This is a genomic window from Wylensekiella montiformis, from assembly GCF_009697385.1.
GTDB lineage: Bacteria > Bacillota > Negativicutes > Selenomonadales > Selenomonadaceae > Selenomonas_A > Selenomonas_A montiformis.
On sequence record NZ_VUNL01000008.1, the window covers coordinates 87,761 to 99,725 of the forward strand.

The window sequence follows — 11,965 nt, forward strand, 5'->3', positions numbered from 1 at the left end:
CTGCCGTGTGCAGAACCATTTCTTGACAACTATAGATGTACGATGACAACTATAATTATACAAATGACCCGTCTATAAGTCCATACCGGGAAACAAACTCAACGCGCAAACGCCCGATTTGCGGACATCGTGCGTCCCTTCCCGCCCAGCCCATCGCGCGGCGGCCTGCGCAGCCGGATGTTTATAGAATAAGAAAGACCCCGCCTCTCCGGCAGAGTCTTTTCTCATTTCCCACGATCCGCCAAATCCGATCCCCATGACTGATTCATATGTGTCTTGCTGTATTTAGCGATTTTCCAGTCCGGAATCCCGCAGGCACGGCATTTACAACCGCACCATTTATTTCTCAGCCATCGTGCTGCCCGGCTGTTTCGCGAATTGCGCACCACAAACGATTCGCCGCAGAAAGTCGTGATCCTGGCTGTTGTACCATGAAATTCCATTGACCGGATCCCGTGAAGAATTCCTCCTCGCGCAGGCCACAGACGAATCTTGTCGATCAGTTGAAAAAACTCCGCGTTTTTCCGGTAAAAACGCTCCCGCTCGCGACTCTCCCTCTGAGAAGAAATCTCGTCCGTACGGTTCCGCTTCATCGTTTCTCCCTCCTGTCCATGCTTTCTTTATCCTGTTATGTTTCAATGCCCGAAGGCAGAATATCCTGGCGGAGAATCCGGGAGTTTCACCCGGCTGCACGGATTTAGAGTCCGCGTGATCCATCCGATCCATCCTCCTCAATTATCTATGTGTTTCACGTTCCCGACGATGCCCATGCACCATCTCATTGGTAAGCCGAACGGCTTCCGCCGCATCGCGCGCATAACCGTCTGCTCCGATATGCCTCGCCCAGGCGGGAGAAATCTGCCGGCCGCCGACCAGAACCTCAAAGTCATGACGCATCTCCTTCTCCCGAAGAAGATCCATCAGTTCACGCTGTTCGGGAACGGTCGATGTCATCAGGGCAAAGCCGATAATAACCTCCGCCCTCCAGTCCTTCGCCTGTGCTATAGCCTCAGACGCTGAAACACTGCGGCCGAGGTCCAGGACTTCAAAACCATGCGCCCGAAGCACCGAGGTCACCAGCTGTTTGCCGATGTCATGAATATCGCCCGACACCGTATAAACTTCAATGCGTCCCTGAGCCAGCGTTTCCTTTTCCGTCTGATAATCGTCAGACAGGACCTGCAGTACCGTTTCAAAGACATCGGCAGCCAGCAGCATCTGCGGAATATACAAACGGCCGGCATCAAAATCCCGGCTGAGTTTTTCTGCAGCGGGCAGGACGGCAGAGTGAATGATCTCCAGCAACGGAACCTTGGCATCGTACAGGTATTCCGCCTGACGAACCGCCTCGTCCGTATCAAGCTCTGTCAATGCCGCCTGCATGTTCCGAAACCCTTCTGTTTTCATGACCAAACGCGCCTCCCAGCTTCCTGAAAAACACAAAAAGCCCGACAGAACGATACTGTCCGGCTCCCTTGCCACCATATGAATAAAAAGATATTTGTATATCTATTTGTTACAATTATAGCACATTTATTTACAACATTCAATCGATACAGACGATAAAATGAATGCTTTTGTTTATTTTTTTAATTCTTCCTGTATTTTTTTCATATCTTCCGCACTGGCTGACCGAAGAATCAGACGAATCGACTCGACCGAAACCTCCCGCTGAAACCGCGTCCTGATCTGACTGGTCAGTTCCGCCAGCGTCCATTTGCGAATATCTTCCGGCGGCTGACAGGACATGCGCAGAATCTCCAGCCTCTCCTGAGGGGTAAACTTCTCCGGCGCGCCGGAACGCTGCAGATCCGACAACCCTTCCATGCGGTATCGGACAAATCGATTGCGCCATTTGCGGCAGGTTTTCTCCGAAATGCCGAGCTGACGGCCTATCTCGATATTCTCATGTCCTTCTGCAGCCAGCAGCACGATGCGTGACCGCAGATAAAGACGCCGCTCCACAGTCTGGCTGTTGACGTTATGACGCAGGCAGGACTCTTCTTCCGGACTCAGCACAATTCTTGCCGCAACTCTTGGCACAACACCGCCCCCTTCTGCCAATAGTTTATCCTATTTTTTGGTTTTCGTCAAAAAGGTGCAGTGCCGCTTCGGCCTGCAATGTACAAGCCATCGCCGCAACGCCGAGTTCCAGCGGATCGTGAATGACCTGCTGCGCATGACGCGCCATGACAGCCGGCGATACTCCGCAGGGGATTCCCGGCGCGGCGATGATCGTCTCCGCATCAACCTGATCCAGCCCGATAAGATCGGGCGCTGTTGTCGCTTCGAGGTAAAGATTGCTGGCGGCCAGCGCCTCGTCCAGACTTCCCGCCAGATAAAAATGAGAACGACCGCGAAACGCCTCTGTGCGCGCTGGATCGCAATCATAAATGACGATATCAGCGCCGCGGCCGCGCAAAAATTCCGCGCCGTCCCGGCCGACAACGCCGGCTCCCAAAACCGTCACGGAACGATGATGAAGGTCTCCGGCGCGCGCGGCCAGTGCGGCAGCAAACGCCCGCCCTGTGCAGGCGCTGTTCTCCACCGAGCAGTGCGCGTGCAGATCAATCATGGTGCAAGTCAGATCATCCGCAATAAAAATCTGTCCGGCTCCCCGCTCCACGGCCTCAGCCATACCAGCAGCATCCGGCTGATCCGTCACAAAACAATCCATTCCGATATAGGACAGGATTGCCTCCACACTGTCGGAAAATCCGCCGATAATGCCCTGCCCTGTTGTCAGCGGAATAATACCTACCCGGGCCGTATGAAGCCGCTTCAGGAAGCGGCTGTCCCCGCCTGCCGCCAGCATGGCAAGTCCCGCCAGGCCGTATCCCGTCTGACTGGTCAGCTCTTCATCATGCAGGGCCATCCGCCGCCGGATATGCTGAATATCGTTCTCTGTCAGTCTGGTCATAGTACATACTCCCTTTCATCGCAATCCGTCAGATTCTCATCGAGCTCCGGACACTCCAAATGCTCCTGATCCAGTATCGTTCGAATAACCTCCTCATGTTTTTTCCATGCTTCTTTGCGGCTGTCCGCTGTGATCATCAATGTCGCAGCCCAGCTCGCGCGGCCCGGCCGATAATTCGTCAAAGCCTCGTCCGCGCCAAAGAAACCATACGTCCAGTTCAATGCCCCCTGCGTGCCCATGATATGTTCGCCTACAAAGCGCAGCTGGCCGGCCGCGACATAAATGTGTTCATAAATCACACCGCGTTCCGGGCAGCGGGGACAGCACAGCACGCCTCCGCTGCCGATTCCCTCTGCATAAATGGCCGGAGGAACCACTCCTGTCGAATGATACACGGCGGTCAGCGTCTGACTTGGCAGGCGCGCATCAATTTCCAGTACCTTAAGCTGGCCGTCATTGAGAATCGCTTCCACATCCATGATTCCATCGAGCTTGACCATTTCCGCAAGCTCTCCCGCACATTTCGCAAAATCACTCTGCAATTTCGGACTGAGACCGCTGGGACAGATGACCCGTTTGCAATCGTACCGGTCGTCCATTTCCAGCTCCGTAACCTCAAACGTCCACATCCGGCCCTTCTCGGCAATAATCTCAATCGAATACGACGGGCCTTCCAGATATTCCTGCACCACAACATCAGTCAGGCCGGGATGCCTGGCCTGATAAAGTTCCAGTTTGGCGCGTTCTGAGATTCGGCATACGCCCTCGCTGCCGCTGCGGTCGGAAGGCTTGGCAATAACGGGGAACGAGCAATTTGGCCAATAGCGCGGCGACGGAACGCCAAGCTTATGGAACATAGCATCGGACGCCAGCTTGGAGCGGGTAATGCGATAGGCATCCATACAAAACATCATCTTCACACCGCATTCCCGCGCCGTTTCATCGATCACCGACAGGACGGGAAGCTTTTCCAGCGCGGGAATGATAAAATCATGTTCCCGCATGACCTGCTGAAGCTTATCCGCTTCCATGATGTCAAAACAGAGAAATGTGTCAGCCATCGCCGAAGCCGCACAATCCGGGTCCAGATCTACCACCGTAACCTGCCAACCGGATTTTTTCATTAAATAGACAGCCTCAACACCCTGCAGCTTGCCGCCGAGCACCAGCACCTTTTTCTTCCTGCTGCCATGTTCTTCATTCATACAGATACCCTCTTTCTCTCATTCCGGCAATCCTGACGATGGGCCACGTCCAGCCACTGCGCATATTGTTTCGATGATGCGGCCCGAAGCCCGCAGCGTGCCAGCACCGGCTGAATTCCCTGAACGGTACGGGCTCCGTCGCCAATATCCTTCTCGCTCTGCGCAACACCGGCCAGTCCGGCATCCGGCGGAATCAGCGAAGTGACCACATTGGCTCCTGCATCCAAACGGGATTTCAGCCCCTGCAGCCCCTCCACATCCAGCGAAGCCGGAATCAGACGATTCGGGAACAGCAGCCGCATCACTGCGATCAAATTGAGTTCCCGGCTGCAGCTTCCCGCCTGCACGTTTTCCAATGGCGTCCCCTTCTGCGGTACGAAAGTCATGGTACGAACCTGTCGTGCCCCGAGCAGTTCCATCTGGCGAAGGGAATGAATCTGATCGGCCGTGGTATCGCCCACCCCGGTCAGCAATCCTTCTTCGACCAGCAGTCCATATCGACGGGCCGACAGCTTGCGCTCCCAGCGTTCCTGATAGGGCTGGTCCAGACGCAGGCGGTCGTAAAGTGCAGGCGTATGCGTCTCCTGATACAGCGCGTACCAGTCGGCGCCGGCCTCCCGCAAATAGGGCAGCAGTCGCTCTGGGACAATTCCCGGCGACACCATCAGTGGCAGCCCTGTCTCTTCACGGACCGCACGGATAAGTTCGAGCAGCCGCTCATAGCCGCGTTCACCGTCATTCAGATAATATGGATCTTCCCCCATGGTCAGATCCAAAAGGTTTACACCGGAATCCTTTAGACGCACCGCCGCTTCCAGAATCTCCTCCCGGCTTCTGCGATACCGGATGCTTTGCCGGTTCTGACTGCGGAATCCGCAAAAGCGGCAGCCGTTTCGGCAATAGGTAGAAAAATAAACAAATCCGTACAAAAAAACCTCAGGGCCGAAATTCTGCTGACGAATCCGGCGCGCCTCCCGAAACAGCGCATCACGTTCCGCCGGATCCGTAAGTTCCAGCATATAGGCCAGCTCCGCGTGGCTTAGTTCCGCTCCGCAGCGATTGCGAAAAAGGATCTGCTTGATATTCATGGTTTTCCCCTCCTCAGGACAGATTGAGACGCACCCCGTCAAGATAAGCCAGACTGCGGCTGTACGGTTTGACATGACGGGCGCCCTCTTTCATCATGGCCAGCCGTTCCAGTCCGAATCCCCATCCTACCCAGGTCGAATCAATCCCCCAGGCATCGTCGAGAACATGCGGGCCCATGGCGCCGGAAGCCGCTTCGATTCCCTGCCAGGTCACATCCATGGTATCGCCGTAAACGACCGATTCTTCCCGTTCCAGCCGGAAATCCGGCAACCCCGCTGCCTCCATGACCAGTTTGGCAAAATCCCGTAAATGCGCCAGACGCTCTTCCGGATCCAGCCCCCACTCCACGAGGTTCAGCATCGTAAACTCATTCAAGTGCGTACTGCCCTGCGACTCCTTGCGGAAGCATGACCCCACTTCAAAAATACGAATTGGCCCGCTCCAAAGCCGCATCAGGCTTTTGGACACATCATAGAGATTCGGGGCCAGCATCGGCCTGAGGCACCGGTTCTTATCCAGCCAGAACACCTGGGAAAACAATGCGTGCCGATCATCGATCGTCATGCGCGCCAGCATCTGCCGGGAAAGAATCGTCGGCGTCGTCACCTGCACAAAGCCGACTCCCGTCAGGACGTCAACCAGTTTTTCCGTCAGGCGGCATACGGCAGGGCGCCGGACAGACTCGCGGAAGGTATCCAGCCGGCGGCGTCCACGGGAAGCGAGCTCCTTTTCCCGCAAGTAGAACGTCTTATCCCGTTCACGCGTTGAACAGAACCACTCATCCAGAACCTCATCACCGCCCAGTTCCACCAAGCGTTCGCGCTGTGTTTTTGTCCAATGGATACGATCTGACCACTCCATGCTTCTCACTTCTCCTTCGAATGATCCGGAAACATCGTTCCCTCAAAGAATAATCGCTGAAAATCCGTCTGGCTCGCCGCCTCAACAAACCGGATTTGGCGGGACAGCTCTCCTGCCTTATCGCGCAGATCCCGGTCAAACAAAGCGGCAAGCGCTCCCTCGCTGGCCGCATTGCCGATGCTTTCAATGACTGCGCCGGGACAAAGGGGAAACATCCGAATCCGGCAGGCATTCTCCTTATCGATGTAGCTGCCGAAGGCCCCGGCCAGCAAGATCCGCTCAGGAGCCTTTCCGCCGCCGGCGCGAATGAGCAGAACCGCACCGGCATACAGTGCGCCTTTCGCCAGCTGAACGGCCCGTACATCCTTCTGCGTAATGACCAGTTCTTTGCCCGTCCCCGACTCCTCGGCCGTCGCGAGAACAAACTCCCGGCTGTGGCGCCCTGCCGGCCGCAGCCGCGGAGAATCCGTCTCCTTGCGAAACGTCCCGTCCGGCCCGATCAAACCACAGCGAACGAACTCGGCGATGACGTCGATAATCCCTGATCCGCAGATGCCTTTGGGCTTTCCTCCGCCGATCACCCGGCAGAAAGGCAGCCCCGTTGCCGCATCGATGCGAACCCTCTCGATCGCTCCCGGTGCGGCCCGCATCCCGCAGGAAATTTCCGCTCCCTCCAGCGCCGGGCCGGTCGCACAGGAAGTAGACCAGATGCCCTCTGCATCGCCATAATCGATCTCGCCGTTCGTTCCGATGTCAATCACCATCGTCCGGACCGGCTGCTGATCCAAGCGTTCAGCAAGCAGGACGGCCACGTTATCTGCACCGACGAATCCCGCTTCGATCGGCAGGCAGGAAACATCTCCGAACTGCGGTACCTTCAGCCCAAGCTGCCCGGCCGGCAAAGTGACCGGGCGGCGCAGAACGGAAACAAACGGCGATTTGCCGATTCTTTCCGGATCGAGTCCCAGAAAAAGATGCTCCATAACGGTGTTGCCGGCAACGATCATTTCGTAGATCCGCTCCGCGCGAATCCCGGCTTTCTCCGCCAGATCTCCGGCCAGCCGCCCGATATCCTGACGGACCAGATCTGCAAGCTGCCGAAGTCCGTCTGAATGCATCATGACATGAGAAATCCGGGAAACTACATCATCACCGCAGCATATCTGCCCGTTCATACAGGAACATCGCGCCAAAACCCGCCCTGTGGAGAGATCCGCCAGCGATGCCGCAATGGTCGTAGTACCGAGATCCACAGCCATTCCATATAATTCAGGATTTTCTGTCTCGGGAACAGGTCCGGCATCAATGATCTCCGTTGCCTCTCCGGATGACAGAAAAACCGCCTGAACCCGCCAGCGGCACTTACGCAGCAGTGCCGGCAGGCGAAGGAGCAGCCCGTACCGGCAGCATGTCTTCTCCTTCATGCGCCCCGTTTCACAAGCTACCGCCTCGCACAAACGCTCTTCATCCGAGCGAAAATCCTCCAGCGACGGAGGAGACATCGTCACACATACGGATTGAACGCGCGGATTCAACAGGAACCTTGCCCGCCTGCCCCGCTCGACAATCACTCCTTGCTCAGTCCGGCTCTCCGCCGGGATTTCCACCGTGGCGTCCTGATAAAGCTCCAGGCAACAGGCCAGACGGAAATTTTTTTGCCGTTCCTGCAGCGTCAGACATTTTTTCTCGTTCCAGGTCAGAGGATTTACGGCGCCTTCACGGATCAGATTCTGCATAGGCCGTCCTTTGATATGAACCCGCACCTTGCATTTTCCGCAAGTACCGTGTCCGCCGCAGACCGCCCGGATCTCCAGCCCGTTCTGCCGGATCGTTTCCAGCACCGTTTCCCGCTGTCGGACCTTGATGCGCCGTCCTGACGGCTGGAACAAAATTCTCACTGCCATCGCTCTTCCGCCTTTCTTCTGCTGCATGACCGCTTACCGGAACAGAAAAAGGGTCCAGGAGTTCCGGCCCTGCGAAACTTCTGTACCCTTTCCCCTTAGAACACGTTACAACAGGCTTTTCTTTTTTGTCCAATAATCCAGTCCGAGATCCGTCATGATCCTGACCGCTTCATCATAGACATCAAGATATTCCTGCGTCGGCAATAATGTCGTCGTATCGTAGCACGCTTCAAACGGCTTGCCAACCGGAGCAGTTTTATAATCCTTCTCATACATGCTAATCAGCTTGTCGAGAATCGCATTAACCTTCTCCGTCTCCATACCGGCAACGGCATGCGCACATTCTCCCATGAAGCGGGCTTCCATACCCGTTGTGAAGTTCGTGGCCACACCCTTGCTGGCTGCAACACCGGAAAGAACCTCCCGGCCGCTGCATGTATCGGTGATGGCCTGCGCCGCTGTTTCCAGCAGGCACATGACCGTACACGGTCCAGCCGTCGTATAATACTGATTGCCCATCATCAGATCCAGATGCGACTCGATGGCCATGCAGGCGTGTCCAGCAATAGCCAGCGTCTCCCTGGACGTGGTATTGCCCCAGCGCACATGCGTCGGACCATCAAGATGCCAGGTAGCCTGCATCATGACAAAGGAATTCAGCGTCGTAGCTACATCCACGATCGTGGTCTCTTCAAGGCCGCCGGCATAGCCGCCGTAAATCGGCATCTGCTCGCACATGATCATATCGCTGCTCAGTACATAATGCGCATCAAAAGTGAGTGCACTGACATCAATCTTGAGCTCATTGAGCTGCGATACTTCATGGCTGTCGGTCGTCCTCATGCCGCCTGGAAAATCTGCAGCGATTGCTCCGGCAGCGGAAAGGGATGTTTCATTCCCCTAAAGCCCCATGCCGCAGCGTCCGGCACGCATCTGTGCTTCACGAACCGCCTTGGCCTCTGCTTTCACAGCAGCGATTTCCCAAGGGGACCCCGGCGTCGGATCCTTGCCCTTGATCGTCTGCAAAACGCCATCCACAATGGTATCTACGATCGGCTCCTGCGCATAGGACTGATGAATCGCCTGGAAATACTCTTCCGAGCAGGGAGCGCCGGTCGGTCCGCCCTGAATGATCGGCGCCCGTTTATCATCATGTCGGCGGCAGGCAATGGTGCGTCCATTCACACCCGGCACACCATACTGCGCGCTCTTCGGTGCATTTTCCACCGAGGCCAGGATCTCTTCTTCCGTATACTTGATGACGCGATGCGTATCGATGCAATAAACGCCACAAGTTGCCAACAGCTCCAGTCCTGCCAGGAACAAATTGCTGCAAAGCTTCTCATCCGTAGGAATGATCGTATGCTTGTCCATTTTGATCCCGTATTTCTTCTTGAGCTTCATGGCCGTCTGGGGAATGATCTTAAAATCCCAGTCTTTTTCGTCGACCTTTTCCCCTGTTTTTGCCCGGTCATAGACATCCATGACCGTAATGGTTCTGGCCAATGTCATAGGAATCCCTCCTTTTTTTATAAAAAAAGCTCATAACACCGATCTTCATCAGCGTTATGAGCTTCTTTGCCCTGCACATCCTCAATAAAGGAATGTATTTTTTTGTTTTCATTGATATTATACCATGATAACAAAGCGGTTGCAAGCATAACGCGATAAGAAATTCTCGTTTTTTACTTCTTCTATCCGGTATCCGGATCATCCGGGAAATGAAGAAAGCTCACCTTTTGATGCGGTATGGGAACAGCCGTAACCAAAATGCAGTTATGTCCCGTTATGGATACCTTATGCCGATCATAGACGGAGAGCAGCGCTTCGGCAAAATTATGCTTACCGGTAAGTTCATAGGTCTCGGAGGTACAAAGATGCATATATTCCAGCGATGTGGACGTCTTGCCGCAGACATGCACAATCCCGCCCGGCCGCAGGCCGGCGACCTCTTTCAGCAGCCGTACGGTTTCCCGCCCGCTTACTTCACGGAAAATCTTTGGCCCGACAAACTCCACCACTCCGCTGGGATCCGCATAGGAAATCATTTCCGCGCCGGCTTCGAAAGCCAATCCGATATAGCGGACCAGATTCCGCCGGATCTTTGCCATAGCCGTTTCAATGAATTTTCTTTCCTTTCGCAGACCCCGAAACAACACCATAGAATCCATCAGCATAGAAAGAACGGTAAACGGAGCCTCCACCTTCAAAACGCAGGGACGCCCCACGGCATGAAGCAGCCGGATGGCCCGGAGCACCTCAGCAATCCGTCCCTTGGAAAAATCAATATCCGGAAGATCGGCCAGCTCCTGAACCGAGTGAAAGCGATACCCTCCGGGCAGCGGCAGATGGCCTGCCTCGGGAAAGACGATCTCCGCACCAAAGGCCCCGGCCTCGATCGTCACGCAGAACGGAAGTTTGCAGACCGGATCCCCGTTGCTGTCAGCAATGAGGGATGCCGCTGCACTCATGAGCGGCGCATATTGATAAGCATCCCAGTAGCTCGCGCCGAACTTCCGGATAACAAATGGCGGTATCTCCTCACTGCCTGCATGATTGCAGTCAAACCCAGGCAAGCGCTCTCCATCTGCGGTCGGAATCAGCAAAGGACGGGCCGGCGATGGAACCGTCACAAAAATGCTGTGCCGTGGAATGCTCAGACAGGCCAGATGCCAGCCGTCATTCCGTTCAGCCGGGGAAAGCGCCATGCGTTCCCGATTGTCCGCCGGGCGCAGCAACGGTTCGCCTGCGGGAAGCTTTTCCTCCCGCTCATCCGCCGCGACCCGTACCCGGCATCGTCCGCAGCACCGTGTGCCGTGACAGCTGCTGTCAATCGTGACACCGTTGCGGCGCGCTGTCTCCAGGATGGTTTCATTACGACGGATCCGGCACCGGCGCCCTTCCGGCAAAAAAGTAATGAACATCCCGATTCCTCCTCACTCCTGCCAAAATCAGTTTTTGGCCCCTTCGACCATCGCCTGCAGATTGCGAAGCGGTGTGCTCGGAGCTGCAGCGCAGCCCGGCGAGATGATGTCTACGCCGCGGGACAGCGCGCTCTTGACCGCATCCTTGATCTCCTCCGGCGTACCGTTCAGCAGAACGCCGGACGGGCTGATATCGCCAATGATCGGCGTCTTAATCCCGTTCGCCCGAAATGCTTCCTTCGCCGCAGGAATATCCACTGCTGATTCTACGCTGATGCCGGCACATCCTGTCGAAGCAATGTCCAGCATTACCTTATCCAGCTTGCCGCAGATATGGATAATGACCGGCACATCCAGCGCTTCAATCAGGCGTTTCTCATAAGGCTCGGCAAGCTGACGGTAATTCTTTGGACTGATCATATCCAATGATGCCATCATATCTTCAATAACAATCGCATCTGCGCCAGCTTCAATATAACCTTTTCCAAACGTGATCGCCGCCTGCAGACCAATCTCCAGGAACGGCTCAATCTTCTCCGGGGTTTTAAACATCGCCTTCAGAAACGGCGTAATACCGATCAGGCTGTTGGCGATACTGAACGGACCGCCGATACCGCCCATGACCAAAACCTTATCGCCATAACGCTGTTTCATCAGACGTACCGCTTCAATGGCAACCGGCACACGGCCGCGCTGCAGAAAATCTGCCGGAAACTCCGGCGTATCTTCAATCGTATACGGATGTTTAGCGATGCTGGGAATATGCGTCTTGCCCCCGCTTTTGATTTCAGCCCCCATCGCTTCAGCCTCAATGGTCTGGCAATACGGAGCGCGGACTGCATCCAGTCCGATCACTTCCGCACCGCCTTTTCCGGAAAGCACCGCCATCATTTCCGCATCCGAATGAGCTTCCGGCCAGTATACTCCGACCGCATCCATCAGCTCATAGGTCGCATACTGACAGGCACTGATTACCGATGGACGGTCAACCGGTTCGCCGGCCAGCGCATGCAGCAAGCGCTCTCTTCCTGTCATTTCCTCTGCCATAATAAAAGCCACCTT

General features: G+C 55.5%; 10 protein-coding genes and 1 pseudogene. All 11 read right to left on the reverse strand.

The annotated features are described in order from the left end of the window. Positions 1 to 224: 224 nt before the first annotated feature. On the reverse strand, positions 225 to 593 hold the full coding sequence (gene pylSn, locus FYJ78_RS08220; protein ID WP_154620934.1) for a pyrrolysine--tRNA(Pyl) ligase small subunit: 369 nt from the start codon (positions 591 to 593) through the stop codon (positions 225 to 227). A 142-nt stretch (positions 594 to 735) separates the two neighbouring features. Next, entirely contained in the window at positions 736 to 1,407 is a 672-nt protein-coding gene (locus FYJ78_RS08225; protein ID WP_195847931.1) for a cobalamin B12-binding domain-containing protein, read from the reverse strand. A gap of 174 nt (positions 1,408 to 1,581) precedes the next feature. After that, positions 1,582 to 2,043, reverse strand: coding sequence for a helix-turn-helix domain-containing protein (locus FYJ78_RS08230; protein WP_195847932.1), 462 nt, complete (start codon positions 2,041 to 2,043; stop codon positions 1,582 to 1,584). A 25-nt stretch (positions 2,044 to 2,068) separates the two neighbouring features. Continuing rightward, on the reverse strand, positions 2,069 to 2,920 hold the full coding sequence (gene pylD / locus FYJ78_RS08235; RefSeq protein ID WP_154620937.1) for a 3-methylornithyl-N6-L-lysine dehydrogenase PylD: 852 nt from the start codon (positions 2,918 to 2,920) through the stop codon (positions 2,069 to 2,071). Next, a complete protein-coding gene (pylC, locus tag FYJ78_RS08240; protein ID WP_154620938.1) occupies positions 2,917 to 4,125 on the reverse strand; it encodes a 3-methylornithine--L-lysine ligase PylC in 1,209 nt (402 codons plus the stop codon). The genes pylD and pylC overlap by 4 nt, the downstream gene beginning before the upstream one ends. Next, complete coding sequence (gene pylB / locus FYJ78_RS08245) at positions 4,122 to 5,213, reverse strand: methylornithine synthase PylB (RefSeq protein ID WP_154620939.1); 1,092 nt, start codon at positions 5,211 to 5,213, stop codon at positions 4,122 to 4,124. The genes pylC and pylB overlap by 4 nt, the downstream gene beginning before the upstream one ends. 13 nt (positions 5,214 to 5,226) lie before the next feature. Continuing rightward, on the reverse strand, positions 5,227 to 6,075 hold the full coding sequence (gene pylSc, locus FYJ78_RS08250) for a pyrrolysine--tRNA(Pyl) ligase large subunit (protein WP_154620940.1): 849 nt from the start codon (positions 6,073 to 6,075) through the stop codon (positions 5,227 to 5,229). A 5-nt stretch (positions 6,076 to 6,080) separates the two neighbouring features. After that, positions 6,081 to 7,979, reverse strand: a complete 1,899-nt coding sequence (locus tag FYJ78_RS08255) for an ASKHA domain-containing protein (protein WP_195847933.1) — start codon at positions 7,977 to 7,979, stop codon at positions 6,081 to 6,083. 105 nt (positions 7,980 to 8,084) lie between these two features. Continuing rightward, positions 8,085 to 9,491: pseudogene (locus FYJ78_RS13005) on the reverse strand (monomethylamine:corrinoid methyltransferase). A gap of 182 nt (positions 9,492 to 9,673) precedes the next feature. Then, a complete protein-coding gene (locus tag FYJ78_RS08265; protein ID WP_154620942.1) occupies positions 9,674 to 10,903 on the reverse strand; it encodes a uroporphyrinogen decarboxylase family protein in 1,230 nt (409 codons plus the stop codon). A gap of 27 nt (positions 10,904 to 10,930) precedes the next feature. Then, a complete protein-coding gene (locus FYJ78_RS08270) occupies positions 10,931 to 11,950 on the reverse strand; it encodes an MtaA/CmuA family methyltransferase (RefSeq protein WP_206671389.1) in 1,020 nt (339 codons plus the stop codon). Positions 11,951 to 11,965: the final 15 nt, after the last annotated feature.

Bases quoted from the DNA above. Each gene is read 5' to 3' on its own strand.
- FYJ78_RS08255 (WP_195847933.1), bottom strand. From the start codon at position 7,979: ATGGCAGTGAGAATTTTGTTCCAGCCGTCAGGACGGCGCATCAAGGTC.
- FYJ78_RS08265 (WP_154620942.1), bottom strand. From the start codon at position 10,903: ATGTTCATTACTTTTTTGCCGGAAGGGCGCCGGTGCCGGATCCGTCGT.
- pylD (WP_154620937.1), bottom strand. From the start codon at position 2,920: ATGACCAGACTGACAGAGAACGATATTCAGCATATCCGGCGGCGGATG.
- pylSn (WP_154620934.1), bottom strand. From the start codon at position 593: ATGAAGCGGAACCGTACGGACGAGATTTCTTCTCAGAGGGAGAGTCGC.
- FYJ78_RS08270 (WP_206671389.1), bottom strand. From the start codon at position 11,950: ATGGCAGAGGAAATGACAGGAAGAGAGCGCTTGCTGCATGCGCTGGCC.
- pylB (WP_154620939.1), bottom strand. From the start codon at position 5,213: ATGAATATCAAGCAGATCCTTTTTCGCAATCGCTGCGGAGCGGAACTA.
- FYJ78_RS08225 (WP_195847931.1), bottom strand. From the start codon at position 1,407: ATGAAAACAGAAGGGTTTCGGAACATGCAGGCGGCATTGACAGAGCTT.
- pylC (WP_154620938.1), bottom strand. From the start codon at position 4,125: ATGAATGAAGAACATGGCAGCAGGAAGAAAAAGGTGCTGGTGCTCGGC.
- pylSc (WP_154620940.1), bottom strand. From the start codon at position 6,075: ATGGAGTGGTCAGATCGTATCCATTGGACAAAAACACAGCGCGAACGC.